Origin of the sequence: Aeromonas sp. ASNIH5 (genome assembly GCF_002902865.1) — a bacterium.
GTDB lineage: Bacteria > Pseudomonadota > Gammaproteobacteria > Enterobacterales > Aeromonadaceae > Aeromonas > Aeromonas caviae.
In genome coordinates this window covers 3,342,634-3,369,205 of sequence record NZ_CP026122.1, presented here as the reverse complement: position 1 = coordinate 3,369,205, position 26,572 = coordinate 3,342,634, and the positions used below count along the sequence as shown (strand labels likewise).

The following is a 26,572-nucleotide window of genomic DNA, read 5'->3' as shown; positions in this document are numbered from 1 at the left end:
TTGATTCCTTTTTAAGATAATGAGTGGGCGCAGGCCCTTAAATCAGCGTTTTTTGGTCACCGGCAGATTGTCTGCACGCCATTGGGCCATGCCACCGCTGAGCACATACACCTGCTTGAAACCGGCCTTGCTCAGTTGGCGACCCGCGCCACCAGCGGTCATCCCCGACTCGCACACCACTATGATGGGGGCATCCTTGTGCTTTTCAACCGGACCCAGATTATTCGCCTGGATCTGGGCGAGCGGCAGGTGATGGGCCCCGGCCAGATGACCCTTGGCAAATTCATCCTGACTGCGAATGTCCACGACGGTGGCATTTTCACGGTTGATAAGCAGGGTAGCGGCGTGGTTGTTGACCGCCTTCACCGGAGAAAAACGAGCACGCACAGTGGTATACACCAGGGTGCCTGCCAGGCCCAACCAGGCTGCGGTCAGCAGCGGATTGCGGGCCGCGAAATCCAAATACTCTTGCATCTTCTACTATCCAGGGACCAAGACAAGGGCCCGAGTATACATGGGGCCCTGCATAAGATCAGCCATCTTGGCGGCAAAGCGAGAGCAAGCTCCCATCAGGGATGGCTGCCGATTCTTCCTCCTCCAACCGGGCCGAACGAGAGGATGCGCCATGCCGAAAAGAGGGGGGAAACAGCGGAAAACCCGCCGCGGCAGACAAGCCGGCAACATGCCTAAAACAGCGGGGTAACAGTTAAAAAGCGAGGCTGGAGAGGGACTTGGCTATCAGGTGACTATTTCGGCAGATGTAGTAATATTACGCTAGTTTCACTTCCCGCAATTCATTCCTATCCGAGAGGACATAGCCTTATGTCAACAGCTAAGAAACCGCTGGTTCTGGTCATCATGGACGGTTGGGGCTACAGCACCAAGCAAGAGTACAACGCCGTTGCTGCTGCCAAGACCCCCAATCTGGATCGCCTGGCCCGTGACTACACCAGCACCCTGATCTCCGGCTCCGGCCTGGACGTGGGTCTGCCGGACGGCCAGATGGGCAACTCCGAAGTGGGCCACACCAACATCGGTGCCGGTCGCGTCGTCTATCAGGAGCTGACCCGCATCTCCAAGGACATCCAGGACGGCGACTTCTTCCAGAACGTCGAGCTGGCCAAGGCTGTCGACGCTGCCGTGACCAAGGGCAAGGCCGTGCACATCATGGGTCTGATGTCCCCGGGTGGCGTACACAGCCACGAAGAGCACATCATGGGCATGATCGAGATGGCCGCCAAGCGTGGCGCCGAGCAGATCTACTTCCACGCCTTCCTGGATGGCCGCGACGTCCCGCCGCGCAGTGCCCAGTCCTCCATCGAGCTGTTCGACGCCCTGTTTGCCCGCCTGGGCAAGGGTCGTTTCGCCTCCATGATCGGTCGTTACTACGCCATGGACCGCGACAACCGCTGGGATCGCGTGCAGCAGGCCTATGACCTGATGACCCAGGGCAAGGGCGAATTCACCGCCGACAACGCCACCGACGCGCTGGCCGCCGCCTATGCCCGCAACGAGAACGACGAGTTCGTCAAAGCCACCCGCATCGGCGACGCTGTACCGATGGAAGATGGCGATGCGCTGATCTTCATGAACTTCCGTGCCGACCGCGCCCGCGAGATCACCCGCGCCTTCGTCGATACCGACTTCACCGGCTTCGCCCGCACCGCCACCCCGGCCCTGCACTTCGTGATGCTGACCGAATACGCGGCCGACATCAAAACCGCCTGCGCCTATCCGCCCACCGCCCTGGTCAACACCCTGGGTGAGTGGCTGGCCAAGCAGGGCAAGACCCAGCTGCGCATCTCCGAGACCGAGAAGTACGCCCACGTCACCTTCTTCTTCAACGGTGGCGAAGAGGCCTGCTTCACTGGCGAAGATCGCGAAATCGTAGCGAGCCCGAAAGTGGCTACCTATGACCTGCAGCCGGAGATGAGCTCCGAAGAGCTGACCGACAAGCTGGTTGCGGCCATCAAGAGCGGCAAGTACGACGTCATCATCTGCAACTACCCGAACGGCGACATGGTCGGCCACACCGGCGTGTTCGATGCGGCCGTCAAAGCCTGTGAAGCAGTCGACCACTGCATCGGTCGCGTCACCGACGCCCTGGCGGAAGTGGGTGGCGAGTGCCTCATCACCGCAGACCATGGCAACGCCGAGAAGATGATGGACGAAGAGACTGGTCAGGCCCACACCGCCCACACCAATCTGCCGGTTCCCCTCATCTACTTCGGTCGTAAAGCCGAGGTCGCCGAAGGTGGCAAACTGTCCGATCTGGCCCCCACCATGCTGACCCTGATGGGTCTGCCGGTGCCGCCGGAAATGACTGGCAAGCCCCTGATGATTCTGAAATAATCCTGCCCCATGCGGGGATGCGAAATTATTTCACAGAAAACCAGTCGCGTCGGCCTGTTGGCCGGCGCGCTGTTTTTTTGCCTGATCGGCGGTACCGGCACAGCCCAGGCTGCGAACCAGCAGCTAGGGGCCATGCAGTCCCAGATCAAGGAACAGCAACAGACCCTCAAGCTCAGCAAGCAGGAGCTTGCCAAGCTCAACACCCAGCTCAAGGCTGACGAGCAGGCCATTTCGGCTGCCGCCGCCAAACTCGAGCAGACCAGACAGCAACTCCGGCAGAACCAGCAGAAGCTGGCGTCCCTGCAGCAGGACAAGCTGGCACTGGAGCAACAAGCAAAACATCAGAAACAGTTGCTGGCCAAGCAGGCGGAAAGCGCCTTCCAGGCGGGCAACCACGATTACCTCAAACTGCTGCTCAACCAGCAGGATCCGGCCAAGCTGAGCCGCGCCCTCGACTACTTCGACTACCTCAACAAGGCCCGCATCGAGGCCATTGAAGCCCTGCGCGCCACCCGTGACAAGCTGGCCAAGAACCAGCAGGCCACCAGAGAGACCGAGAACCGCCTCCAGACCCTGCTCGGCGAGCAGCAGGAGCATCACCAGAGCCTGCTGGCCAGCCAGCAGAGCCGTGCCAAGGTGCGCAACCAGTTGCAGCAGTCGGTGCAGGCCGACGAGCAGAAGCTCGACAAGCTGGTCAAGGCGGAGAAGGCGCTCAAGGCGCGGCTGGAAGAGCTGCGTCGTCAGCAGGAAGAAAAGGAACGCCGCGAACGGGCCGAGCGGGAGCGCCTCGCCAAGATCAAGGCCGAGCAGGAGCGCCAGCGCCGTCTGGAGGCCCAGCGCCTGGCAGCCGAACAGAAACGCATCGAGGAGCAGCAGCGGATCGCCGCCCAGCAGCGCCAGGTCGGCGAACAGCAGCGGCTGGCGGCCCAGCAGCAACGCGTCGCCGAACAGCAGGCCAAGGTGGCGCACCAGCAAGCAGCCGCCCGCAACAGCGCCAAGGCAAGCAGCAACGGCTACGGCGGTCTGAGCACGGGTGGCAACCTGCGCTGGCCGGTGCAGGGCCCCATCCTCATCTCCTACGGCTCGCCACGTACCGCCGAGCTGAAGTGGAAGGGCACCCTGATCGGCGCCAGCGAAGGGACCCAGGTCAAGGCGGTGGCACCGGGACAGGTGGTCTACGCCGACTGGCTCGACGGCTTCGGCATGCTGCTGGTCATCGACCACGGCAAGGGCTACATGAGCCTCTACGGCCACAACCAGTCGCTGCTGCGCCAGGTGGGACAAAAGGTGGAGCAGGGTGAGCCCGTGGCCCTGGTCGGCGACAGCGGCGGACAGGAGCGCTCCGGCCTCTACTTCGAGATCCGCTATCAGGGCGAGGCCATCAACCCGACCAAGTGGCTGGCCAGACGCTAAGCCCGCCTTGTCGGTGCCCGATCGGAGTCCGCTACCTCATCCCCAGCCCTTCTCCCGCGAGGGGGGCAGGGAGCAAAAGACAGCAACACCGCGTCGTTTACCACTTCACCTGACAAAAAGTCTGCATCGCGCAGGCTTTTTGCTTGGCAGGGGAGGCACCACACCGCCCGCCCCGATGATGAAAACTTACCTCTTTTCCACCCCGCTCAGGGGAAGACCACCAGCCCGATCTGCTCCAGCAGCCCCTGCTGCTGATCTTCATTGATCTGCACCCCGGCGAGGTTGACCCGGCGCAGATCCAGACCGGGTAGATCGCACTGGCGCAGATCGCAGCCTTGCAGGTTGAAGCTGGTCCAGTCGATTTGCCCGAACTCGGAGCCGCTGAGATCCGAGCCTGCCAGGGAGGCGCCCAGCAGGTTGGCCCCCTGCCAGCGGTTGCCGGCAAGCTCGCACCGCTCCAGCAGGCAGCTTTCGAAGTTGGCGTAGCTGAAGTTGTTGCCGGTGAGGTGGGCCTCGCAGAAGTAGCTTTTGGCGGTGATCCGGTTGGCGAAGCTGGCATGGGCGAAGTTGATCCCCATGGCCTGGCAGTCGCGCATCTCCAGCCCAAGACACTGGCTGCGGCCGAAGTCCGCCAGGGTGAGATCGCAGCGCAGGAAGCTCGCCTCCCTCAGATCGCAGCCCTGAAACAGGCATCCCAGCTCCCGTTCCCTGTCATAGAAGCTGCAGTCGACGAAGCGGCTCTCCCCGAGATCGAGCCAGGAGAAGTGACAGCCGATGAAGCGGCACCCCTGGAACTGCTCCCCCTCCACCTCCTGCTGCTCGAAGTGGACCCCCTCGAAACACCTGCCCTTGATCATCCCCTGCCCCCTGTTGATGGCGTCATATGCTGACATTGCCGTGCAAAAACGGTAATGTTACGTGTAACATTTTTTGCCGGATCCCCAGATGAACGACACCCGCAAGCGCCGCCCTACCCTGCAGGACATTGCCGACCTGACCGGTGTCACCAAGATGACCGTCAGCCGCTACCTGCGCGACCCGTCCGCCGTGGCCGAAGGGACCCGCGAGCGCATCGCCGCCGCGGTGGAGGAGCTCGGCTACATCCCGAACCGGGCGCCGGACATGCTGTCGAACGCCACCAGCAAGGCGATCGGCATCCTGATCCCCTCCCTCTCCAACCAGGTCTTCTCGGCGGTGATCCACGGCATCGAGGCGGTGACCCGGCCCGCCGGCTACCAGACCCTGCTCGCCCACTATGGCTACAGCCCGGAGCGGGAGGAGGAGCAGGTCGCCTCGCTCCTCTCCTACAACGTGGACGGGCTCATCCTCTCGGACACCCAGCACACCGAGCGCACCCGCAAGATGATCGCCACCGCCGGCATCCCGGTGGTGGAGACCATGGATCTGCCCCTCTCCCCCATCGACATGGTGGTGGGCATGGATCACCGGGCCGCCGCCCGGGCCATGGTAACAGAGATGCTGCGCCGGGGACGGCGCAAGGTGATCTACCTCGGCGCCCGGCTCGACGTGCGCACCCAGCTGCGAATGGAAGGCTACTACCAGGCGATGGCCGATTTCGGTCTGACCGGCCAGCACCTGCTGACGGAGCAATCCTCCAGCTTCACCCTGGGGGGAGAGCTGCTGGCCCAGGCCATGGCGCGCTTCCCCGATCTCGACGGCCTGTTCTGCACCAACGACGACCTCGCAGTGGGGGCCCTGCTGCAATGCCAGGCCAGGTGGATCCCGGTGCCCCAGCAGGTGGCCATCGCCGGCAGCAACGCCCTCGACATCGGCCACGCCATGACCCCCAAGCTCGCCAGCATCGTCACCCCCCGCGAGACCATAGGTCGCGAAGCCGCCATCATGCTGCTGGCCCGCCTCGGCGGCCAGCCGCTGGCGACCAGGTGCAAGGACATCGGCTTCTCCCTCTATGAGGGGGAAAGCCTCGGCTGATCCCCGTCCATCATGGCGCGTTCGACCGCCATGATGGCGCCTTCTCCCCTCTCCCCTCGCCGCCCCCTGGCCTATGCTGGCTCTTCCATCCACCCTGTCAGGAGCAGACCATGCACCACACCGAACGATTGAAAGCCTGCCTGCAGCGCGTCATCTGCGATCCCGCCTTCCCCCTGTCGGAGCTCGACGCCTGGTTCACCCCCGACTACTGCCAGGAGGTGAACGGCGAGCGGCTCGACTACCCGGCGTTTCACCAGCACATCGCCACACTGCGCCGCCATCTGGCCGGTGCGAGCATCGAGTTTGTCGCCACCCTGGCGCAGGGGGAGCGGGTGCACTCGACCCATGTGGTACGGGCCACCCGCCAGGACGGCGGCACCCTGGTCTACAAGGTGAGCGGCCTCTTCACCTTTCGCGGCGATCGGATCTGCCACACCGACGAGGTGACCTGTCTGCTGGCAGGCAGCAAGGAGGATGCGGATATCGGCTCGCGGCGCTGACTGCCGGCAACCCGCAGACACCGCCATGGCGGGAAGGAAGGCAGACGACGGGCCCTCAGGCCGCCGGTTCGCGCCGAGCAAGGCGCTGGAGGGCGCGGGACAAGGCGCCGGGATCTTCGTAGCCGAGCCGATCGGCGATCTGGGCCAGCGTTAGCCCCCGGTGCTGCAACTGGCGCGCCCGTCCCAGCACCACCTGCTCCCGCCACTGGCGAAAGCTGCACCCCAGCTGCTGGAGGAAGAGCCGGTTGAGGGTGCGCACCGAGGCGCCGCAATCTGCTGCCAGCGCCGTCAGCGTCAGATGGATGGCGGGTGCCTGGCACACCCTGTCCAGCACCCGCAGCAGGCGCGGGTCCAGCTCCCCGGTGAGGGGAATGCGCGCCGCGAGCGGGTCGGCGCGCTCCAGCTCCTGGCCAAGCACCGTCAGATAGGCCCCCTTCACCTCCCCCTCGGCCAGCTCGGGCAGGCGGGCGAAGAGGCCCGCCAGCAGCGTGCTGGCCTGCAGGGGGCCGAAGGCGGTGCGGGCCGACGTCGGCACATAGAGGAGGGAGAGCCGGGAGCGGCGCAGCACGCGAAACTCGTGCTCCCACCCCGCCGGAATAAAGCAGATCTGGCCCGCCACCAGCAGTTCTCCCTCCCCTCGCCCCGTGATGATGCCGCCCCCGTCGTGCAGATAGCAGTATTGGGCATGGGGGTGGCAGTGCAGCGCGGTGAAGTGCCCTTGCGGGTAGGATGGATGCAGACAGGACATGAAGGCTCCAGGGGAGAGGGGCGGCCCCCGACCTTAAGCCAGGGCGAGGCCGGAAGCAAACGGCCCACCCCCTCCGGGGGCGGAAAAACAGCAGGCCACCCGGGGGTGGCCTGTTTAATTTTTCTAAACGATATTTGCTTATCGTTTAACCAATTCAACCGCTTCCCGGGAGAGGCGGGTCACCTCCTCCCAGTTGCCGCTCTTGACGGCGTCTGCCGGCAGCATCCAGGAGCCGCCGACGGTGGCCACACATTTCAGCGCCAGGTAGTCGGCCACGTTTTTCGGGCCGATGCCGCCGGTGGGGCAGAATTTCACCTGGGGCAGGGGCGCCGCGATGGCGGAGAGTGCCTTGGTGCCGCCGTTCGCCTCGGCCGGGAAAAATTTGAGGTGGTCGTAGCCTGCTTCCAGCGCCTGCATCACCTCGGACGGGGTGGCCACGCCCGGGATCAGCGGCGCCGTGCTCTTGGCCGCGTGGGCCAGCAGGGCCGGGGTCATGCCCGGGGAGATGACGAAGCGGGCACCGGCAGCGACGGCGGCATCAAACTGCGCGCAGTTGAGCACGGTACCGGCACCGACCATGGCATCCGGCATCGCCTTGGCGATGAGGGCGATGGCGTCCAGCGCCACCGGGGTGCGCAGGGTGATCTCGAACACCGAGATGCCACCATCCAGCAGGGCCTTGGCCATGGGCAGGGCCTGCTCCAGGTCGTTGATGACCATCACGGGTACCAGGGGGGAGGCGGCAAACACCTCGGCAGGGGTCACTTTCCAGTTCTGCATAGCTCTTCCTTAGTCAAAGATGGTGGCGCCGCACTCGGCGCTCGATACCGCGCGACGCATCACGCTGAACAGTTCACGGCCCCACCCCTCTTGTTCCAGGGTGAGGTCGATCTCGGCCTGGGTACGGCCGCTCAAATCGGTCAGGCAGTCGAGGCGGCCTGACTCGGCATCCACCCGCAGCAGGTCGCCATTGGCGAGCAGGCCGATGGCCCCGCCGTGCAGGGCTTCCGGGGTGACGTGGATGGCGGCCGGGATCTTGCCGGAGGCGCCGGAGAGGCGGCCGTCGGTGACCAGCGCCACCTTGTGACCCGCCTTCTGCAGGTTGCCAAGTACCGGCATCAGCTTGTGCAGCTCCGGCATGCCGTTGGCGGCCGGGCCGTTGTGGCGCACCACGATGACGGCGTCCTGGTTCAACTCACCGGCCTTGTAGGCCGCCTCCACCGCATGCTGGGAGGAGAAGACCCGGGCCGGGGCCTCGATGACCCGATACTCGGGCGCGACGGCGGAGACCTTGACCACGGCGCGGCCCAGGTTGCCCGCCAGCAGCTTGGTGCCGCCGGTGGCCTGGAACTCGCTGCCAGAGGGAGAGAGCACGCTCGGATCCGCGCTCTCGCCCACCGGTTGCCACACCAGCTTGCCATCCACCAGTGCCGGACGGCTGAGGTAGTCCTGCATCTCGCCGAAGACCGGGGTAGCATCCATGTGGATCAGCCCCTCTTCGGCCAGACGACGCATCAGGCCGGGCACGCCCCCCGCCTGTTCGAAGGCGTTGACGTCCGCCGGGCCGTTCGGGTACATGCGCACCAGGAGCGGCACCACGTCGGAGAGATCGCTCAGGTCGTCCCAGGTCAGCTCCAGCCCGGCGGCACGGGCCAGCGCCACCATGTGGATGCTGTGGTTGGTGCTGCCGCCGGAGGCGAGCAGGGCCACCAGGCCGTTGACCAGGGCGCGCTCGTCGATCACCGCACTCAGGGGGCGATAGGCCGGGGAGCCCGGGATCATGGCGCTGATGCGGCGGGCCGCTTCCTCGGTGAGGGCGTGGCGCAGCTCGCTGTGCGGATGCACGAAGGCGGAACCCGGCAGCATCAGGCCCATGGCTTCGAACACCAGCTGGTTGGTGTTGGCGGTGCCGTAGAAGGTGCAGGTGCCCGCCGCGTGGTAGGCGCCGCACTCCATCTTGAGCAGGGCGTCGCGGCCCACTTCACCGGCAGCGTACTGCTGGCGCACCTTCACCTTCTCGTCGTTGCTGATGCCGCTCGCCATGGGACCGGCAGGCACGAAGGCGGTGGGCAGGTGGGCGTGGGAAAGCGCCCCCATGATCTGGCCCGGGGCAATCTTGTCGCAGATGCCGAGCAGCAGGGTGGCGTCGAAGGTGTTGTGGGAGAGGGAGACCGCGGTGGCCTGGGCGATGAGATCCCGGGAGAAGAGGGACATGTCCATCCCCGGCTGACCCTGGGTCACGCCGTCGCACATGGCGGGCACGCCGCCGGCGACCTGGGCGCTGTGGCCGAGCTCGGCCAGGGCGCCCTTGATGATGTCCGGGTAGCCCTGATAGGGCTGATGGGCACTCAGCATGTCGTTGTAGGCGGTGACGATGGCCACGTTGGCGCGGGTCATGTCGAGGATCCGCCCCTTCTCGTCACAGCTCGAGGCGGCCACGGCGTGGGCCAGGTTGCCGCAGGAGAGGGAGGCGCGGGTCTTGCCCTGATCGGCCTGGCGCTGGATGCGGGCCAGGAAGCGGGCACGGCGGGCGGTGCTGCGCTCGCGGATGCGGTTGGTCACCTGGGTGATCACGGGATGGGTCATAGCTTTCTCTCCAACTCTATATACGGGCGCGGTCGGCCGCAGCCGGGCGCGCGACATGGCTCATTGCGCCTGCGTCAGCGCGGTGACGGCACGGTCGACCACCTGTTCGAAGGTCCCGTCGATATCGATGCGAAACACGCCGGGCTCGCCATCCGGTCGCTCCAGGGTATCAAACTGGCTTTGTACCATGGCTTCGCGCATGAAGTGGCCCTGCCGTGCCCGCATCCGTTCGAGAATGAGGGACTGGCTGCCATCCAGAAACAGGAAACTCACCGAGTCGTTGCCCTCGCGGATCTGGTCGCGGTACTGCTTCTTGAGGGCCGAGCAGACGATGACGCCGAGCTCGTTCTTGCGCTCCAGGCTGTAGGCCGCATCGCGGATCCGCTCCAGCCAGGGGGCCCTGTCTTCGTCGTTGAGCGGGTTGCCCGCCGCCATCTTCTGGATGTTCGCGCGAGGGTGCAGATCATCGCCGTCGATGAACTTGGCCCCCAGGGCATTGGCCACCTTGAGGCCGATGCTGGACTTGCCGCTGCCACACACACCCATCACGATAATGCACTTGCCCGCCATTATTTGACCTCTCTCTCACTTTTCAAAAAACGTTCGCCTGATGGGTTCTAAGCTACCACGTTACCGGTAACATGTTACCGGTAACGTTTCGCAATGTGAAGTGCAGCACAGAAATGTGCAGAACAACAACTAGAACCATTTGAGGACAATTTTATGGACGGAGCAATGAACACACCCGATGTCGCCTATCTGCTCTCGGTAGCGGGCGGAGCCATTGTCATGTTGCTGGTGCTGATCATGCGATTCAAGGTACATGCCTTCGTGGCATTGACCCTGGTCAGCATGCTGACGGCCCTGGCCACCGGAGTCACCTATGACCAGGTGATCCCCACCATGCTGACCGGTTTCGGCGGCACCCTGGCCTCGGTCGCGCTGCTGGTCGGCCTCGGCGCCATGATAGGCCGGATCCTGGAGATGACGGGGGGCGCCAAGGTACTGGCCGATACCCTGATCAACCGCTTCGGCTCCCACCGCGCCCCCTTCGCGCTGGGTGTGGCCTCCCTGCTGTTCGGCTTCCCGATCTTCTTCGACGCCGGCCTCATCGTCATGCTGCCCATCATCTTCAGCGTGGCGAAGCAGTTCGGCGGCTCCGTCCTCAAGTATGCCCTGCCCTCCGCCGGCGCCTTCGCGGTGATGCATGCCTTCCTGCCGCCCCACCCGGGCCCGGTGGCCGCCAGCGAGCTGCTGGGTGCCAACATCGGTCTGCTCACCGTCGTGGGCCTGCTGGTCGCGCTGCCCACCTGGTATCTGGGTGCCTACCTGTTCGGGCTCTGGTCCGGCAAGAAGTTTGAGCTGCCCCTGCCCCCGAGCTTCACCGCCAGTGCCGAGCAGATCTCCGACAAGGCGCCGAGCTTCGGCCAGGTGATCTCCATCCTGCTGCTGCCGCTGGTGCTCATCTTCATGGATACCGGCCTCAATACCCTGGGCGTCATGGGCGTCATCGACAAGGGTGCGGACTGGGTCAACGTGCTGCGCATGGTCGGCAAGACCCCGGTCGCCCTGCTCATCACTGTGCTGTACGCCCTCTGGATGTTCCGCCAGAGCCAGGGCAAGGTGCAGCTCGAGAAGTTCTGCAACGACGCCCTGGCCCCGGTCTGCGCCGTCATCCTGGTCACCGGTGCCGGCGGCATGTTCGGCGGCGTATTGCGGGCGAGCGGCATCGGCACCGCGCTGGCCGACGTGCTCTCCGATACCGGCATGCCGGTGATCCTCGCGGCCTTCCTGGTATCCGCCGCGCTGCGGGTTGCCCAGGGTTCCGCCACCGTGGCCCTGACCACCACCGCCGCCCTGATGGCGCCGACCGTGGCCGCCACCACCGGCCTGAGCGAGCTGGACCTGACCTTCATCGTCATCGCCATCGCCGGGGGCGCCACCGTGCTCTCCCACTTCAATGACTCCGGCTTCTGGCTGGTCAGCCGCTTCCTCAACATGGACGAGAAGACCACCCTCAAGACCTGGACCGTGATGGAGACCCTGCTCGGCACCATCGCCTTCCTCATCGTGGCCACGGCCAGCGCCATCCTCTGACGGAAACACATCGGGGCCGCATCCGTCGGCCCCGATGTGATATTGCACCGACTTTTTACGGATTCTTGCTTGGGCCCATCGCCACAGATTGCTAGAATTGCCTATTCTTCGCCCCGAGTGGAACGCTTCATCCCGTGATTTCAGGCTTCTCTATGCATTCATCGGCACATTATCGACAGCTGCTGACCCGCTTACCCCAGATCGCGGTTGCCGCGGATCAGTTCCAGATACTCAGCAGCGCCAAAGACTTCAAGAGCCGGATCCTGTCGCTCATCGCCCATGCGACCCAGCGCATCTATCTGATCGCGCTCTATCTGCAGGATGACGAGGCGGGACGGGAGATCCTCTCCGCCCTCTATGCCGCCAAGCAGCGCAATCCCTCTCTCGACATCAAGGTGTTCGTCGACTTCCACCGCGCCCAGCGCGGCCTGATCGGCAAGGGCAAGCAGGGGGGCAACCACCTGATGTACCAGGCCATGGCCGCCAGCCACCAACACCAGATCGAGATCTACGGCGTGCCGGTCAAGGGCCGCGAGCTGCTCGGGGTGCTGCACCTCAAGGGCTTCATCTTCGACAACACCCTGCTTTACTCCGGCGCCAGCCTCAACGACATCTACCTGCACCAGCAGGAGCGCTACCGCTTCGATCGCTATCACCAGATCCACAGCCCGGCACTGACCCGCAGCATGGTCAACTACGTGGATGACGTCTTCCTCGGCAGCGAGGCCGTCCAGCGGCTGGATCGCACAGGCATCCCCGGCGCCAAGCAGCTCAAGGGACCGATCCGCCGCTTCAAGCAGCGCCTGCGCCTCTGCCAGTACCGCTTCGAGAGCATCCAGCCCAACGATCGGGAGATCGCCGTGACCCCCATGGTGGGCCTGGGCAAGCGGGGCAACCAGCTCAACCGGATGATCCGCAACCTGGTGCGGGCCACCGAGCGGGAGATCTTCATCTGCACCCCCTACTTCAACCCCCCCAAGGAGTTGAACAAGGACGTGGAGGCGCTGCTCAAACGCGGCTGCAAGGTGACCATCGTCGTGGGCGACAAGACCGCCAACGACTTCTTCATCCCCCCGGAGGAGAAGTTCTCCACCATCGGCGGTCTGCCCTATCTCTACGAGACCAACCTGCGCAAGTTTGCCGAGCGCAACCAGCACCACATCGACAACGGCCGGCTCAACCTCATGCTCTGGTGCTGCGAGAAGAACTCCTATCATCTCAAGGGGATCTTCGTGGATGAGGAGTGGGCCCTGCTCACCGGCAACAACCTCAATCCCCGAGCCTGGGCGCTGGATCTGGAGAACGGCCTGCTGGTACACGACCAGCACCATCACCTGCGCGAGCAGTTCAGTGCGGAGCGGGAGAACATCCTGGCCCACACCCGCCGCATCAGTCACTTCGACCAGATAGAGCAGATCAAGGATTACCCGGATCAGGTGCGCAAGCTGCTGGCCCGGATCCACAGGGTCAAGGCTCACCTCCTGCTCAAGCGCATCATCTGACCGCCAGGGCGCCCCGTCAGTGAAAAGGCCTGCCGTTTCCGGCAGGCCTTTTTCATGGATGACCCTCCCTCTGCTCCCTTGCCCACCAGCCCGGAACGGCACAACGCGGCTTGCATCGAGGCCGCAACACCCCCTATCATCTGGACATATTTACAGTGTTTTCGGGCATCTAATTGATGAAATTGGATAAAATCTCCCTCGACAGCCTCAAGGGTGTCGGCAGCAAGATGCTGGAGAAACTCGAGCGGCTGGGGCTGGCCACGGTACAGGACCTGCTGTTCCACCTCCCCCTGCGCTACGAGGACCGCACCCAGGTGTGGCCCATCGGCGATCTGCCGCCCGGACTGCACGGTGCCGTCGAGGGCGAGATCCAGGACACCCAGCTGGTGATGGGGCGCCGCCGCATGCTGGTGTGCCGTATCAGCGACGGCACCGGCAGCCTGACCCTGCGCTTCTTCAATTTCACCGCTGCCCAGAAAAACAGCCTGGCCCAGGGCCGCCTTATCCGCTGCTTCGGCGAGACACGTCCCGGCAAGTACGGCCTGGAGATGGCCCACCCCGAGTACAAGCTGCTCGGCGAGGAGCAGGCCGGCCAGACCGAAGAGGCCCTCACCCCCGTCTACCCCACCACAGAGGGGCTGCGCCAGCTCACCCTGCGCAGCCTCACGGATCAGGCCCTAGCCCAGCTCGACCTCTACGGGGTCGAGGAGCTGCTGCCTGCCGGCCTCTATCCCCAGCAGATCGATCTTGCCGCCGCCCTGAAGCTGCTGCACCGCCCGCCTCCCTCGGTGGCGCTGGCCCTGCTCGAGAGCGGCCAGCACCCGGCACAGCAGCGGCTGGTACTGGAAGAGCTGCTGGCCCACAACCTCTCGGTCTTGAAGGTGCGGGCCCAGGCACAGACCCAGCTGGCCCGTGCCCTCAAACCCGCTCCCGAGCTGGTCCGGCAGCTGCTCGGCGCCCTGCCGTTCACCCCCACCGGCGCCCAGAGCCGGGTGGTGGCGGAGATAGCCAGGGATCTGCAACAGAGCCACCCCATGATGCGGCTGGTGCAGGGGGACGTGGGCTCAGGTAAAACGCTGGTCGCGGCGCTGGCCGCCCTGCAGGCCATCGGCAACGGCTGCCAGGTGGGGCTGATGGCCCCGACCGAGCTGCTGGCCGAACAGCACGCCATCAACTTCGCCAGGTGGCTGGAGCCGCTCGGCATCAAGGTGGGCTGGCTGGCGGGCAAGCAGAAGGGCAAAGCGCGGGAAGAGGCGCTGGCCGCGATCAAAGATGGCAGCGTCAAGATGGTGGTGGGCACCCACGCCATCTTCCAGGAGCAGGTGGTGTTCCAGCGCCTCGCCCTGGTCATCATCGACGAACAGCACAGATTCGGCGTGCATCAGCGCCTCGCCCTGCGGGAAAAAGGAGAGCGGGAAGGGGTGCATCCCCATCAGCTCATCATGACCGCCACCCCCATCCCCCGCACCCTGGCGATGACCGCCTATGCCGACCTCGACACCTCGGTCATCGACGAGCTGCCGCCGGGCCGCACTCCCATTACCACGGTCGCCCTGCCGGACAGTCGCCGCCAGGACGTGATCGAGCGGGTGAGGCTCGCCTGCGAGGAGGGCAAGCAGGCCTACTGGGTCTGCACCCTGATCGAGGAGTCGGAGGTGCTGGAGTGCCAGGCCGCCGAAGACACTGCCGCCGAGCTGCAAACCCTGCTGCCCGGCCTGCACATCGGCCTGGTACACGGCCGGATGCTCCCCGTCGAGAAACAACGGGTGATGGAGGAGTTCAAGACGGGCATACTGCAACTGCTGGTCGCCACCACCGTCATCGAGGTGGGGGTGGATGTGCCCAATGCCAGCCTGATGATCATCGAAAACCCGGAGCGACTGGGGCTGGCCCAGTTGCACCAGCTGCGCGGCCGGGTCGGGCGGGGGTCGGTGGCCTCTCACTGCGTGCTGCTCTATCATGCCCCCTTGTCCAAGACCGCCCAGAGCCGCCTCGGGGTACTGCGGGAGACCAATGACGGCTTTCTCATCGCCCAGCGGGATCTGGAACTGCGCGGCCCAGGCGAGCTGCTCGGTACCCGCCAGACCGGCCTGGCCGATCTCAAGATCGCCGATCTGGTGCGCGACCAGCCGCTCATTCCCCAGGTGCAGAAGATGGCGCGCTTCCTGATGGACAAACACCCGGCTCATGTCGAGCCCCTGATCCGCCGCTGGTTGGGCCTGCGGGACCACTACTCCAATGCTTGACCAGGGCAGATGCAGAAGAGGGTCACCTTGCCTGATGGATAAACACCCGAGCCATGTCGAACCCTTGATACGATGCTGGCTCGGTCTACGGGATCACTACTCGAATGCCTGACCAAGCAACAGAAACAGGAGGAAAGCACTGATGAATTCCTGGCTGCGCGGCCTGCTCTACACCTTTGCCTTCCTGCTGCTCTTTGTCTGGGTCGGTCTCGGCCTGTTCGATGCCGAGCGCGCCAAAGGCCCCATCGCCAACTGGCTCAGCCAGCAGACCGGGGTGCCCGTCACCATAGGCCGGCTGGTGTTCAATCCGCTGCACCCCTACACCCTGCTGGCGGAACAGGTGCGCTATGGGGATGCGGTACAGCTGGAAAAACTCTATCTGGAGATCGAGCACATCGACTGGTTGAACCGGGATGTGCGCATCGCCCACCTGGACCTCATCCGTCCCGTCATCAAGCTGCCGCTCCCCAACCAGTTGCCAAGCCTGCCGGTTCACTCCCTCACCATCAGCGACAGCACCATCGACAACCTGAGCCTGCAGAGCGAGGCCCTGACCCTGCGCGGCCTCAGTGCGTCCCTGAGTGACTGGGAACTGATCGACCCGAGACGCCAGCCCCAGGCCAACCTCACCCTGGGCATCAACCAGCTGGAGACCCCCATGTTCACCCTGGCCCGTCTCAGCCTCAAGGGGCGGCTGGAGGGGCAGGTGCTCAGCACCGACAGACTGAGCACCAACCTGTTCGACGGCCTGCTCGAGACCGGCATGGTGCTGAACTGGCCAGAGCGCAGCCTGCAACTGCACGATCTCAAGGCCCGCGCCATGCGCCTCGAGCTTGGTGACATTCCCCCTGGCGAGCTCCCCCTGCGCCGCATCACCCTGGACAGGGGTCAGCTTGCCCAGATGAGCATCAATGCCATCGATCAGGAGCTCTCCCTCAACAACTTCAACGGCCAGCTCACCGCCTTCGACTGGCAGGCGGGCAGCCAGCCCAGCGGCTATCTGGCGGGCACCCTGGGCGACATGGGCCGCGGCCTGTTCCAGCTTGAGGCCGTCGAGGGCAAGCTCGCCTTCTCCCCCCGGCAGCTGGATGCCGAGCTGCGGGGCAAAGCATACGAAGGGGAGTTCAACGTCGAGCTGGCCCTCGACACCCAGCAGCAGAAGCTGACACTGAAGGATCTGGCCCTGAGCGGTATGGACATCAGTTTGCCCCAGGGGTGGTGGCAGGATTGGCAGGGCTGGCGCCCGCAACAGATCGACATCCGCAAACTGGCCTTCGACAAGCTCAAGGTGCTCTCTTTCGACGACACCCTGCCCCTCTCCCTGACCGGCTGGCAACTCTACCTGAACGATCTCGCCCTACGGGGCAACCAGCCAGGCCCCCTGCTGGGGCGAGCCCGCATCGAGAGCAAGTGGTTCGAGCTGGTGTGGGACGGTCTCAGTGCCCGCAACGGCACCCTGGATGGCGAGCTGACCCCCAGCTCCTGGCAGCTAAACACCCTCGCCACCTCCCTGCCCGACGAGGGCTCCCTCAACCTGAGCGGCCAGTGGGGCAGAACGCCCGGGCAGGAGAGCCGTATGCAGTTGCAGGGCAAGCAGCTGGATCTGGAGCAGTGGGGCAAGTTGCTGCACTCCCCCGTCTCCTTCGCGGGCAAGGTGGATCTGGCAGCAGATCTGCAGGCCGACCTCAACGGGCAACCCGGCGAGCAGACGGCCAACTGGCGCCGGACCCTTCAGGGCAGCCTGAGCCTGGAGAGCAAGGATCCCTTCTGGGACAAGGTCGGCATCGACCCCCTGCTGGATGACTGGTTCAGGGAGCAGACCCCCCCCGATCTGACACCGCAGACGCTGTGGCAGGCGATGCAACGCGGAGACACCCCCTTCTATCAGATCAGGCTGGATGCCAGGGCGGAGCAGGGCAAGGTGCGGATCGAGCAAGGCGGTGCCTCCACCATCACCCACCTGCTGGCACTGCAAGGGGGTGTCGACCTGGCCGCAGACCAGTGGCAGCTCGACCTCGGGGTCCTGAACAAGGGACGCTGCGCCGAGCTGCTCGCCCGCTGGCGCGGCCCCCTCAATGCGCCCGACCTGGGCTGGAGTTTCCCCACTGGACAGGACGCCTGTGGCTGGGAGGCGGGTGTGCGCTACCCCGCCCAGGGACGAAGCGGCCCGCTCTGGCGCCCCCGGCCCCCGGCCCCTGCCGCCCAATAACGAACAAGGCCTCGCGAAGAGGCCTTGTTGCTGTGAACATCAGAGATCAGCGTGCGCCGCGCTTGATGGGCAGTACCACATACTGACCGACAAACTCCACCGCCAGCTTGCGGCCGCTGAACAGCTGCACCCGCAGGCTGAACTTGGCGGATTCTCCGCCCCTCAGCGGCTCGAGCACGGCGGGCATGCCCTCCCGGGCCACCCGCGCCTCCGGCTCTTCGCTCACCGGCCGGTAATACTTGATGTTGCCCTCGGCCAGCACGGTATCCCCTCCCAGCCCTGCCTCCTTGAGCTGCAACCAGATGAGACCCCAGCCCGCCAGCACACACTGGCTGTAAATGCTGCCGGCGAACATGGTGTCGTGGACGTTGAGATTGGCCGCAAGGTTGGCCTTGAGGTGGAAGGTCTGGCCATCGTAGTGGGTGATGTGCACCCCCATCTTCTCGCTGATGGGAATGCCCCGCGACCAGCGGGTGGTGAGATCCTGGCACCACTCCGGACGGTACTGGATGGTCTGCATGGGACTCAGGGACTTGATCATCTGGCGGTGAGGGATGCGGCCGAAGGAGACGGGGCCTTCCCCAACCTCGAGGAAGCCGCAGCGGCGATAGAACTCCACCGCCTCCTGGCGGGCGTTCATCACCAGCCGTTTCACCTTCTCGTCGCGGGCAAGCTGCTCGAGATCCTCCACCATGCGGGCGCCCAGCCCCTGGCCGCGAAATTCGGGTCGCAGCGCCATAAAGCGGATCTGGGCTTCATCGCCGCCCACAAAGAGGCGACCCACGGCGATGGGCGTTCCGTCGGGGGAGAGCATCAGCCGATGAATGGCGACGGTATCGTACTCGTCACGCTCGGAGCCCAGGGGCAGATTGAAGGGTTTGCGCAGAAGTTCCCAGCGCAACTGATAGTAAGCATCCAGCTCCGCTGGTGTTTCTGGGGTGACTACCCGGTACATAAAGCGATCCTTGAGTGTGCGCCGACTGGCAGATGGAAGGACTGACGCAACCATTTCTCCCGGCGCAGCCTGTAGTAGGTATCCAGCTCGGCTGCCGTTTGGGGGGTGACCACCCGGTACATAACAACATCCTTGAGTTACACTGGTCGAAAGCCATCTTGCCGTGCAAATTCATGGACTTCAATCTGCAAGCGTACCAAGCCGATCACTTATTGCACCTCAGTGCCAAACCCGAACGCCGCGTTTCGGTGCTTGAAAATGCCCGTCATCGCTGGCTGGAAATGGACGGCGTGGTGCAATCCGCCATGAGCCTCCACCAACCGGCCCGCCTCTGTCTGCCTCATCAACGGAGCATCGCGGAGCAGTTGCCAAAGCAGGCAAGCCGGATCCTGGAGCTGGGGTTGGGCGGAGGGGATCTCACCCGTCACCTGGCGGCACGCTGGCCCGATGCCCACCACGACTGCGTGGATCTGGATGCCGAGATCCTCACCCTGTTCCAGCAGTTCTTCCTCCCCTCGTCAGGGGGCTCGCCTCGGCTGCATCACGCCGATGCGCTGCACTTCCTGCACCAGAGCCAGGAGAGCTACGATCTGGTGCTGCTGGATTTGTTCAGCCAGGACGGCAACCCCCTGCTGCTGTTCCAGGCTCCGCTCTATCAGGCGCTGGCCAGCCGCCTGAGCGGCACCCTCATCATCAATCTGCTGCCCCGCACCCGGCTCGAACAGGCACAGGCTCTGCGATTGGCAGAGGAGTGGATAGGCCAGACCCACGTCCACGACGTGCCCGGCTACCGCAACGTCATCCTGCACGCGACCCGTCAGCTTAGCCTGGGCGGGCGAGCACCGGCAGGGTGAAGAACCTGCGAAGTGTGCAGGCATCGCGTCCTGCCCTCCGGTGAGTCCTGACCTGCCCGCCACCCTTATACCTGCAGCCAGAAGGTGACGGGGCCGTCGTTGAGCAGCCTGACCTTCATGTCGGCGGCGAAGCGGCCGGTTTCGGTCGGCACGCCGCTCTCCCTGGCGCGGGCCACGAAGTACTCATAGAGTCGCTCGGCATCTGCGGGATGGGCGCCACCGGAGAAGCTGGGTCTCATCCCCTTGCCGGTATCCGCCGCCAGGGTGAACTGGGAGACCACCAGCAGGCTGCCACCCACCTGACTCACGTTGAGGTTCATCTTGCCGTTCTCGTCAGAGAAGATGCGATAGCCGCTCACCTTGTGCAGCAGCTTGTCGGCCTTGGCCTCGTCATCCCCCTGCTCCACCCCGAGCAGCACCAGCAACCCCTGGCCGATGGCCCCAGTCACCTCTCCCTCTACCGTTACGCTGGCCTCGCTGACCCGCTGAATCAGTGCAATCACATCCCTCTCCTCTCAAAACAGCACGACCGCCCATCCTGCAGGATGAGCGGTCGTCGATGCTACCAATAAATGCCCTGCCCGGGCCAACGTCTTTGTGCCGGGATCCGGTGTGATGGCCGGCCGGCGTCAGGCCAGCTCCTCTGCACCGGGCTTCTCGTACTCCCCGAGGCAGGCGGTGGTCTCGGCCCCCAGCAACACCACCAGCCAGCTCAGATACACCCAGACGAACAGGATGGGAATGGTCGCCAGGGCGCCATAGATGGCCTGGTAGGAGGGGAAGTTGGTGATGTAGATGGCAAAGCCGCGCTTGGCCAGCTCGAACAGGGTGGCCGCCACCAGGGCACCGATGAAGGCGTGGGTCAGCCGCACGCGGCAGTTGGGCACCACGGTATAGATCAGCAGGAAGGTGAGCACGGAGAAGAGGAACGGCAGGCTGCGCAGCAGCAGATAGCCGATACCGAACAGGCTGTCAGCCGCGAACAACCTGAGCGAGAGAATGTAGGAGGAGATGGCGATGCTGGCACCGATGAGCACGGGGCCCAGGGTCAGGATCATCCAGTACATGGCGAATGCCTGGGCCAAGGGCCGGCTTCGGGTGGATCGCCAGATGTAGTTGAGGTTCTTGTCGATGGCCGAGATGAGCATCAGGGCCACCACGATCAGGGCACCGATACCGACGGCCGTGGTGTTGGTGGCGTTGGCCACGAAGCCGTCGATGTACTCCTTGAGCATCTCGCCGGCGGTGGGGACGAAGTTGTGATAGACGAACTGCTCCATCGCCTGCTTCAGGCTCTGGAACACCGGAAAGGCCGACATCATGCCGAACACCACGGCGATCATGGGCACCAGGGAGAGCAGGGTGACATAGGCCAGGTAACCGGCAGTCACCGTCAATCTGTCCTGCTGGAAGCGGCCCCAGACAAACTGGGCGAAGTGGGCACCATCGTGGCGCAAGAAGGAGAGTGCATGGGCCAGACGGCCGCGGATCTGCTGCTGCATCTTGTTTCTCGTAAGCGTGATCATGCAGACATTGTGTCAGATAGGGTGGTCATTTGGCCACCCGCAGACCGGCCGGATGCGCCGCCATCGAGCTCAAACCCCATGCGCCCTCATGTCGAGCCCATAAAAAAAGAGGCCATAAGGCCTCTCTTTGGTCTGTCGATGAACAGCTATCGATCAAGCACGACCGGCGCGCTTGCGATCCATCTCGGTCAGCAGTTTCTTGCGGATACGGATGGCTTTCGGGGTGATCTCCACCAGCTCGTCGTTGTCGATGAACTCGAGAGCCTGCTCCAGGGTCATGCGGATCGGCGGAGTCAGCACCTGGGCTTCGTCGGTACCGGAGGCACGCATGTTGGTCAGCTGCTTGCCTTTCAGGCAGTTGACGGTCAGGTCGTTGGAGCGGGAGTGGATCCCGATGACCTGGCCTTCGTACACTTCGGTCGCGTGACCGATGAACAGACGACCGCGGTCTTGCAGACCGAACAGGGCGAAGGTCAGGGCCTTGCCGGTGGCGTTGGAGATCAGCACGCCGTTCTGACGCTCACCGATGCTGCCACCCTTGTGCGGACCGTAGTGGTCGAAGGTGTGATACAGCAGACCGGTACCAGAGGTCATGGTCAGGAACTCGGTCTGGAAGCCGATCAGGCCACGGCTCGGGATGATGAAGTCCAGACGGACGCGACCCTTGCCATCCGGGGTCATGTTGGTCATCTCGCCTTTACGCAGGCCGAGCTGCTCCATCACGGAACCCTGATGCGCTTCTTCCACGTCCACAGTAACGGTTTCGAACGGTTCTTGCAGTTCGCCGTCCACGGTACGCAGGATAACTTCCGGACGGGATACCGCCAGTTCGTAACCTTCGCGACGCATGTTTTCGATCAGGATGGAGAGGTGCAGTTCACCACGGCCGGAGACGCGGAACTTGTCCGGATCTTCGGTCTCTTCCACGCGCAGGGCCACGTTGTGGACTAGTTCCTGGTTCAGACGCTCCAGAATGTTGCGGGAGGTGACGAACTTGCCTTCTTTACCGGCGAACGGCGAGGTGTTGACCTGGAAGGTCATGTTCACGGTCGGCTCGTCAACGGAGAGCGGCGGCAGGGCTTCGACGGCACTGTTGTCACAGATGGTGTCGGAGATCTTCAGCTCGCCCAGACCTGTGATGGCGATGATGTCGCCCGCTTGCGCGTCGGTCACTTCGGTACGGGACAGGCCCAGGTAGCCCAGCACCTGACCGACCTTGCCGGTACGCGGTTTGCCGTTGGCACTGACGATGGTGACCTGCTGGTTGGTCTTGACGCGACCACGAGTGATGCGGCCGATACCGATGACGCCCACGTAGGAGTTGTAGTCCAGCTGGGAGATTTGCATCTGGAAGGCACCGTCAACGTCGCCCTTCGGGGCTTCCACGTTGTCGACGATGGCCTGGAACAGGGGTTCCATGTTCTCGGACGGGACGTCCTGATCCAGGGTGGCCCAACCGTTCAGTGCAGAGGCGTAAACAACCTTGAAGTCCAGTTGCTCATCGGTGGCACCCAGGTTGTCGAACAGATCGAAGACCTGATCCATTACCCAGTCAGGACGAGCACCCGGACGGTCGATCTTGTTGATGACCACGATGGGCTTCAGACCCTGGGCGAACGCCTTCTGGGTCACGAAACGGGTCTGCGGCATCGGGCCGTCAACGGCGTCGACCAGCAGCAGCACGGAGTCAACCATGGAGAGTACGCGCTCAACTTCACCACCGAAGTCGGCGTGACCCGGGGTATCCACGATGTTGATGCGGTAGTCGTTCCAGCGGATCGCAGTGTTCTTGGCGAGAATGGTGATGCCACGTTCCCGTTCCAGATCATTGGAGTCCATGATCCGTTCCTGACCTTCGCTGGTGCGATCCAGAGTGCCGGATTGCTGCAGCAGCTTATCAACCAGAGTCGTTTTGCCGTGGTCAACGTGCGCAATAATCGCAATATTGCGTAAATTCTCTAACATTCTCGCCTCAAATCACCGGGTAAAATTGGGCGCTAATTGTACTCTCGCCTTTGTGATCTGCCTAGCAGAATTGCAACACATTCACACACAACAAAGGATCAGGATCATGGACCCCGCGGCAAAAGGCTGCTTAGATGGCCTGGATACGCTGGCGCACCATCTCGGTGCACCAAAACGATCCAAGGTTGCACCACTTTAATGCAGCAACCGGCATGAGAACGGGTTTCTCGGCAGCCTGAAACGGTGCAAGTGCCCTGAAATCAAGCTGTCACAAACTTGGCACGATACTGGCTTATGTGAATGTGACGACGCATTCACCCAAAGAGTTTTAACACCGGAGGTTACTTAGCATGTCAGCCCAGAACGTTTTGGCCCTGATCCAGGAACACGAAGTCAAGTTTGTTGATCTGCGTTTTACCGACACCAAGGGTAAAGAGCAGCACGTATCCATCCCTTCCCACCAGGTTGACGAAGACTTCTTCGAAGACGGCAAGATGTTCGATGGTTCCTCCATCGGCGGCTGGAAGGGCATCAACGAGTCTGACATGGTGCTGATGCCGGACCCGGCTTCCGCCAAACTGGACCCGTTCACCGAAGAGACCACTCTGAACATCGTCTGTGACGTGCTTGAACCCGCCACCATGCAAGGCTATGACCGTGATCCGCGCTCCATCGCCAAGCGTGCCGAAGATTTCCTGAAGTCCAGCGGCATCGCTGACACCGTGCTGTTCGGGCCGGAGCCGGAATTCTTCATGTTCGACAACATCACCTTCTCCAACACCATGGGCCACAGCTTCGTGAAGATCGAATCCGAAGAAGCTGCCTGGAACTCCGGTACCGACTACGAGCACGGCAACAAGGGTCACCGTCCGTTCGTCAAGGGTGGTTACTTCCCGGTTGCCCCGGTTGACTCCTCCCAGGACATCCGTGCCGCCATGTGCCTGGTGCTGGAAGAGATGGGCCAGGTCGTCGAAGCTCACCACCACGAAGTGGCGACTGCCGGTCAGAACGAGATCGCAACCCGCTTCAACACCCTCACCCTGAAGGCTGACGAAGTGCAGGTCCTGAAGTACGTGATCCACAACGTGGCCCACGCCTACAACAAGACCGTCACCTTCATGCCGAAACCCATGTTTGGCGACAACGGCTCCGGCATGCACTGCCACCAGTCCCTGGCCAAAGACGGCGTCAACCTGTTCGCAGGTGACCTGTATGGCGGTCTGTCCGAGATGGCACTGCACTACATCGGCGGCATCATCAAGCACGCCAAGGCCATCAACGCCTTCGCCAACCCGACCACCAACTCCTACAAGCGTCTGGTGCCGGGCTATGAAGCACCGGTCATGCTGGCCTACTCCGCCCGCAACCGCTCTGCCTCCATCCGTATCCCGGTCGTGCCGAGCCCGAAAGCCCGCCGCATCGAAGTACGCTTCCCGGATCCGGCTGCCAACCCGTACCTGGCCTTCGCTGCCCAGCTGATGGCCGGTCTGGACGGTATCATCAACAAGATCCATCCGGGCGATGCCATGGACAAGAACCTGTACGATCTGCCGCCGGAAGAAGCCGCCGAAGTGCCGACCGTTGCCGGTTCCCTGGACGAAGCGCTGTCCGCACTGGATGCAGACCGTGAGTTCCTGACCCGTGGTGGCGTGTTCAGCGATGACTTCATCAACTCCTACCTGGAACTGAAACAGCAGGATGTTGACCGCGTGCGCATGACCCCGCACCCGCTGGAGTTCGAGCTGTACTACTCCGTCTAATCCGCCTTCCCATGACAAACCCGCCATCTGGCGGGTTTTTTTTCATTCTGGCAACGGAAATACCGCCGAACGGGCACGATCGTGCAGAAAGATGATCCCATTCACGGAGCCGTACCACCCTCGGCTGTTCACACCCCGACCCCGTGGTTTTTCTCTGATAGGATTAAGGTGAACCCCGTCAAGGAGAGATGGATGAACACTGTACCCTGGCTGCTGAGCCTCCTGCTGATGGCCTCCTGTTCCGCACAGGCCGCCCGCGTCTACTCCTGGGTCGATCCCCAGGGGGTGACCCACTACACCGATGCCCCTCCTCCCGGCAAGAGCGCAAAAGAGGTGGACCTGCGGGTCTCGCCGCTCATCGGCACAGCCCCCCACTCGGTCCAGGTGGACAACTTCAACAGCCTGACCGGTGTCGATGCCAGGAAAGCCCTGGAAGCGGCTCCCCTGGAGATCGATCTCATCTCTCCGGAACCGGGCAGCACATTGCGCGACAATACCGGCAACATCGTCTTCCAGGGCGAGATCTCTCCCCAGGTCCCGGTGCAATACGATGTGCGCCTGATCCTGAACGGCAAGGCGGTGCCCCTGGTTCACAACAGCCTGGCCATACGGGTGGAAAACCTCGATAGGGGCGCCTATGAGGCACGGCTCGAGTTGCTCGCCAAAGACGGTACGATCCTTGCTAAATCTAAGCCAACCACCTTTTACCTGCACAGGGCGTCGGTGAATCAGGCTCCCAGAGCCGCCCCCAAGGCCAATTAGGGGTGATGTGACGCACCGATGCGGGTAAACTTGATGCACTATATTGGTGCATTCTAGGTGTACAGCACCGTTTTAGGGAGAAACCTGTGCCAACCCGCTCGGACAACGCCAAGACACTCTTGGACAATCTGCTGACCGCCGTCATTCTCATGGATGAACGTCTCTGCATTCAATTCGTCAACCCGGCGGCAGAGCAGCTGCTTTCCCTCAGCGAACGACGACTGATCGGCATCGAACTGCCCCACCTGCTGGAACACATCTCTCTCGATCTGCAGCGTTTCAAACAGTGCCTCATTTCGGGGCAGGGCTTCACCGACAGCGAAGTCACCCTGGTGGTGGAGGGGGAGCCCAGGCTGGTAGAGATCAGCGTCAGCCCCATGGCCGATCATGAACAGCGACTGATGGTGGTAGAACTGCGCAAGATCGATCAGCAGAAGAAGATCAGCCAGGAGCTGCAGCAACACGCCCAGCAGCAGGCCGCCAAGGAGCTGGTGCGCGGCCTGGCGCACGAGATCAAGAACCCCCTAGGGGGATTGCGCGGCGCGGCCCAACTGCTGCAAAAAGAGTTGCCCGACCCGGCCTTGCGTGAATACACCGGCATCATCATCGAGCAGGCCGATCGCCTGCGGGTGCTGGTCGACAGGTTGCTCGGTCCCCAGCGTCCCGGCCGTCACCAGATGCACAATGTTCACTCCGTGCTGGAACAGGTGCGCCGTCTGGTGGACCTGGAGCTGCCGCCGCAGATCCGCATCGAGCGGGACTACGACCCCAGCATCCCCGAATTCGAGATGGAATCGGACCAGCTGCAACAGGCGTTCCTGAACATAGTGCGCAACGCCGCCGAGGCCCTTGGGGATCAGGACGGCCTCATCCGCATCAAGACGCGCACCGCCTTCCAGATCACCATCCATGGCCAGCGCTATCGCCTGGCGGCCGAAATCAAGATCATCGACAACGGCCCCGGCATTCCCGACGCCATTCGCGACACCCTCTTCTACCCCATGATCACCGGCAAGGAAGGGGGAACGGGCCTGGGCCTCTCCATCGCCCAGAACCTGATCGATCAGCACAAGGGTCGCATCGACTGCATCAGCTGGCCGGGCCACACCGAATTCACCATTTATTTACCACTTCGCAAGTAAGG

At 63.5% G+C, this 26,572-nt stretch carries 22 protein-coding genes; 12 read left to right on the top strand and 10 right to left on the bottom strand.

Going from position 1 to position 26,572, the window contains the following annotated elements; translation table 11 throughout:
• Positions 1–42 precede the first annotated feature (42 nt).
• Entirely contained in the window at positions 43–474 is a 432-nt protein-coding gene (locus tag C2U30_RS15745; RefSeq protein WP_010672546.1) for a rhodanese-like domain-containing protein, read from the bottom strand.
• Positions 475–822: 348 nt separating this feature from the next.
• On the opposite strand from C2U30_RS15745, the gene gpmM reads away from it, so the two are divergent.
• Together gpmM and C2U30_RS15735 are read left to right on the top strand one after the other, a co-directional pair.
• Complete coding sequence (gene gpmM / locus C2U30_RS15740) at positions 823–2,352, top strand: 2,3-bisphosphoglycerate-independent phosphoglycerate mutase (RefSeq protein ID WP_103244082.1); 1,530 nt, start codon at positions 823–825, stop codon at positions 2,350–2,352.
• A gap of 9 nt (positions 2,353–2,361) precedes the next feature.
• Positions 2,362–3,765, top strand: a complete 1,404-nt coding sequence (locus tag C2U30_RS15735) for a peptidoglycan DD-metalloendopeptidase family protein (RefSeq protein ID WP_103244081.1) — start codon at positions 2,362–2,364, stop codon at positions 3,763–3,765.
• Positions 3,766–3,971: 206 nt separating this feature from the next.
• Here the strand turns inward: C2U30_RS15735 and C2U30_RS15730 are convergent, their stop codons facing one another.
• Positions 3,972–4,622 carry a Qnr family pentapeptide repeat protein gene (locus C2U30_RS15730; RefSeq protein ID WP_041212172.1) on the bottom strand — a complete coding sequence of 217 codons (651 nt, stop codon included), beginning with the start codon at positions 4,620–4,622 and terminating at the stop codon, positions 3,972–3,974.
• An 88-nt stretch (positions 4,623–4,710) separates the two neighbouring features.
• Between C2U30_RS15730 and C2U30_RS15725 the strand changes: the two genes are divergently transcribed.
• On the top strand, positions 4,711–5,718 hold the full coding sequence (locus C2U30_RS15725; protein WP_039039499.1) for a substrate-binding domain-containing protein: 1,008 nt from the start codon (positions 4,711–4,713) through the stop codon (positions 5,716–5,718).
• A 110-nt stretch (positions 5,719–5,828) separates the two neighbouring features.
• Positions 5,829–6,218, top strand: a complete 390-nt coding sequence (locus C2U30_RS15720) for a nuclear transport factor 2 family protein (protein ID WP_103244080.1) — start codon at positions 5,829–5,831, stop codon at positions 6,216–6,218.
• Positions 6,219–6,273: 55 nt separating this feature from the next.
• On the opposite strand, the gene C2U30_RS15715 is transcribed toward C2U30_RS15720, so the two are convergent.
• The 4 genes from C2U30_RS15715 to C2U30_RS15700 form a co-directional block, all read right to left on the bottom strand.
• The gene (locus C2U30_RS15715; protein ID WP_103244079.1) at positions 6,274–6,966 is read right to left on the bottom strand and encodes a helix-turn-helix domain-containing protein; all 693 of its coding nucleotides are present in this window, start codon (positions 6,964–6,966) and stop codon (positions 6,274–6,276) included.
• Positions 6,967–7,104: 138 nt separating this feature from the next.
• Positions 7,105–7,746 carry a bifunctional 4-hydroxy-2-oxoglutarate aldolase/2-dehydro-3-deoxy-phosphogluconate aldolase gene (locus tag C2U30_RS15710; protein WP_039039502.1) on the bottom strand — a complete coding sequence of 214 codons (642 nt, stop codon included), beginning with the start codon at positions 7,744–7,746 and terminating at the stop codon, positions 7,105–7,107.
• Between the two features lie 9 nt (positions 7,747–7,755).
• The gene (gene edd, locus C2U30_RS15705; protein ID WP_103244078.1) at positions 7,756–9,552 is read right to left on the bottom strand and encodes a phosphogluconate dehydratase; all 1,797 of its coding nucleotides are present in this window, start codon (positions 9,550–9,552) and stop codon (positions 7,756–7,758) included.
• A 60-nt stretch (positions 9,553–9,612) separates the two neighbouring features.
• Positions 9,613–10,122 (bottom strand): gluconokinase, encoded by a 510-nt coding sequence (locus C2U30_RS15700; RefSeq protein WP_039039504.1) that lies wholly within the window; start codon positions 10,120–10,122, stop codon positions 9,613–9,615.
• 165 nt (positions 10,123–10,287) lie between these two features.
• On the opposite strand from C2U30_RS15700, the gene C2U30_RS15695 reads away from it, so the two are divergent.
• The 4 genes from C2U30_RS15695 (at position 10,288) to C2U30_RS15680 (ending at position 17,606) form a co-directional block, all read left to right on the top strand.
• Positions 10,288–11,649 carry a GntP family permease gene (locus C2U30_RS15695; RefSeq protein ID WP_223919610.1) on the top strand — a complete coding sequence of 454 codons (1,362 nt, stop codon included), beginning with the start codon at positions 10,288–10,290 and terminating at the stop codon, positions 11,647–11,649.
• Positions 11,650–11,801: 152 nt separating this feature from the next.
• The gene (gene pssA / locus C2U30_RS15690) at positions 11,802–13,151 is read left to right on the top strand and encodes a CDP-diacylglycerol--serine O-phosphatidyltransferase (RefSeq protein WP_161957705.1); all 1,350 of its coding nucleotides are present in this window, start codon (positions 11,802–11,804) and stop codon (positions 13,149–13,151) included.
• 176 nt (positions 13,152–13,327) lie between these two features.
• The gene (gene recG / locus C2U30_RS15685) at positions 13,328–15,397 is read left to right on the top strand and encodes an ATP-dependent DNA helicase RecG (protein ID WP_199767284.1); all 2,070 of its coding nucleotides are present in this window, start codon (positions 13,328–13,330) and stop codon (positions 15,395–15,397) included.
• A gap of 142 nt (positions 15,398–15,539) precedes the next feature.
• Positions 15,540–17,606, top strand: a complete 2,067-nt coding sequence (locus tag C2U30_RS15680) for an AsmA-like C-terminal region-containing protein (RefSeq protein ID WP_103244074.1) — start codon at positions 15,540–15,542, stop codon at positions 17,604–17,606.
• A gap of 46 nt (positions 17,607–17,652) precedes the next feature.
• On the opposite strand, the gene C2U30_RS15675 is transcribed toward C2U30_RS15680, so the two are convergent.
• A complete protein-coding gene (locus C2U30_RS15675) occupies positions 17,653–18,561 on the bottom strand; it encodes a bifunctional GNAT family N-acetyltransferase/hotdog fold thioesterase (protein WP_010672532.1) in 909 nt (302 codons plus the stop codon).
• 173 nt (positions 18,562–18,734) lie between these two features.
• On the opposite strand from C2U30_RS15675, the gene C2U30_RS15670 reads away from it, so the two are divergent.
• Positions 18,735–19,415 (top strand): spermidine synthase, encoded by a 681-nt coding sequence (locus C2U30_RS15670; RefSeq protein WP_103244717.1) that lies wholly within the window; start codon positions 18,735–18,737, stop codon positions 19,413–19,415.
• A 65-nt stretch (positions 19,416–19,480) separates the two neighbouring features.
• Here C2U30_RS15670 and dtd read toward each other — a convergent pair whose 3' ends face one another.
• The 3 genes from dtd to typA all read right to left on the bottom strand — a co-directional run bounded on the left by dtd (position 19,481) and on the right by typA (position 22,906).
• Positions 19,481–19,918 carry a D-aminoacyl-tRNA deacylase gene (gene dtd / locus C2U30_RS15665; protein WP_039039510.1) on the bottom strand — a complete coding sequence of 146 codons (438 nt, stop codon included), beginning with the start codon at positions 19,916–19,918 and terminating at the stop codon, positions 19,481–19,483.
• A 126-nt stretch (positions 19,919–20,044) separates the two neighbouring features.
• The gene (locus C2U30_RS15660) at positions 20,045–20,917 is read right to left on the bottom strand and encodes a virulence factor BrkB family protein (RefSeq protein WP_039039511.1); all 873 of its coding nucleotides are present in this window, start codon (positions 20,915–20,917) and stop codon (positions 20,045–20,047) included.
• A 177-nt stretch (positions 20,918–21,094) separates the two neighbouring features.
• The gene (gene typA / locus C2U30_RS15655) at positions 21,095–22,906 is read right to left on the bottom strand and encodes a translational GTPase TypA (RefSeq protein ID WP_043153538.1); all 1,812 of its coding nucleotides are present in this window, start codon (positions 22,904–22,906) and stop codon (positions 21,095–21,097) included.
• Positions 22,907–23,256: 350 nt separating this feature from the next.
• Between typA and glnA the strand changes: the two genes are divergently transcribed.
• The 3 genes from glnA (at position 23,257) to glnL (ending at position 26,570) form a co-directional block, all read left to right on the top strand.
• Positions 23,257–24,666 (top strand): glutamate--ammonia ligase, encoded by a 1,410-nt coding sequence (gene glnA / locus C2U30_RS15650; RefSeq protein ID WP_010672526.1) that lies wholly within the window; start codon positions 23,257–23,259, stop codon positions 24,664–24,666.
• Between the two features lie 192 nt (positions 24,667–24,858).
• Positions 24,859–25,428 (top strand): DUF4124 domain-containing protein, encoded by a 570-nt coding sequence (locus C2U30_RS15645; protein WP_010672525.1) that lies wholly within the window; start codon positions 24,859–24,861, stop codon positions 25,426–25,428.
• An 86-nt stretch (positions 25,429–25,514) separates the two neighbouring features.
• Positions 25,515–26,570, top strand: coding sequence for a nitrogen regulation protein NR(II) (gene glnL / locus C2U30_RS15640; RefSeq protein ID WP_010672524.1), 1,056 nt, complete (start codon positions 25,515–25,517; stop codon positions 26,568–26,570).
• Positions 26,571–26,572: the final 2 nt, after the last annotated feature.

Coding starts and splice junctions, on each gene's coding strand:
- C2U30_RS15745 (WP_010672546.1), bottom strand. CDS start 474: ATGCAAGAGTATTTGGATTTCGCGGCCCGCAATCCGCTGCTGACCGCA.
- gpmM (WP_103244082.1), top strand. CDS start 823: ATGTCAACAGCTAAGAAACCGCTGGTTCTGGTCATCATGGACGGTTGG.
- C2U30_RS15735 (WP_103244081.1), top strand. CDS start 2,362: ATGCGGGGATGCGAAATTATTTCACAGAAAACCAGTCGCGTCGGCCTG.
- C2U30_RS15730 (WP_041212172.1), bottom strand. CDS start 4,622: ATGATCAAGGGCAGGTGTTTCGAGGGGGTCCACTTCGAGCAGCAGGAG.
- C2U30_RS15725 (WP_039039499.1), top strand. CDS start 4,711: ATGAACGACACCCGCAAGCGCCGCCCTACCCTGCAGGACATTGCCGAC.
- C2U30_RS15720 (WP_103244080.1), top strand. CDS start 5,829: ATGCACCACACCGAACGATTGAAAGCCTGCCTGCAGCGCGTCATCTGC.
- C2U30_RS15715 (WP_103244079.1), bottom strand. CDS start 6,966: ATGTCCTGTCTGCATCCATCCTACCCGCAAGGGCACTTCACCGCGCTG.
- C2U30_RS15710 (WP_039039502.1), bottom strand. CDS start 7,746: ATGCAGAACTGGAAAGTGACCCCTGCCGAGGTGTTTGCCGCCTCCCCC.
- edd (WP_103244078.1), bottom strand. CDS start 9,552: ATGACCCATCCCGTGATCACCCAGGTGACCAACCGCATCCGCGAGCGC.
- C2U30_RS15700 (WP_039039504.1), bottom strand. CDS start 10,122: ATGGCGGGCAAGTGCATTATCGTGATGGGTGTGTGTGGCAGCGGCAAG.
- C2U30_RS15695 (WP_223919610.1), top strand. CDS start 10,288: ATGAACACACCCGATGTCGCCTATCTGCTCTCGGTAGCGGGCGGAGCC.
- pssA (WP_161957705.1), top strand. CDS start 11,802: ATGCATTCATCGGCACATTATCGACAGCTGCTGACCCGCTTACCCCAG.
- recG (WP_199767284.1), top strand. CDS start 13,328: ATGAAATTGGATAAAATCTCCCTCGACAGCCTCAAGGGTGTCGGCAGC.
- C2U30_RS15680 (WP_103244074.1), top strand. CDS start 15,540: ATGAATTCCTGGCTGCGCGGCCTGCTCTACACCTTTGCCTTCCTGCTG.
- C2U30_RS15675 (WP_010672532.1), bottom strand. CDS start 18,561: ATGTACCGGGTAGTCACCCCAGAAACACCAGCGGAGCTGGATGCTTAC.
- C2U30_RS15670 (WP_103244717.1), top strand. CDS start 18,735: ATGGACTTCAATCTGCAAGCGTACCAAGCCGATCACTTATTGCACCTC.
- C2U30_RS15660 (WP_039039511.1), bottom strand. CDS start 20,917: ATGCAGCAGCAGATCCGCGGCCGTCTGGCCCATGCACTCTCCTTCTTG.
- typA (WP_043153538.1), bottom strand. CDS start 22,906: ATGTTAGAGAATTTACGCAATATTGCGATTATTGCGCACGTTGACCAC.
- glnA (WP_010672526.1), top strand. CDS start 23,257: ATGTCAGCCCAGAACGTTTTGGCCCTGATCCAGGAACACGAAGTCAAG.
- C2U30_RS15645 (WP_010672525.1), top strand. CDS start 24,859: ATGAACACTGTACCCTGGCTGCTGAGCCTCCTGCTGATGGCCTCCTGT.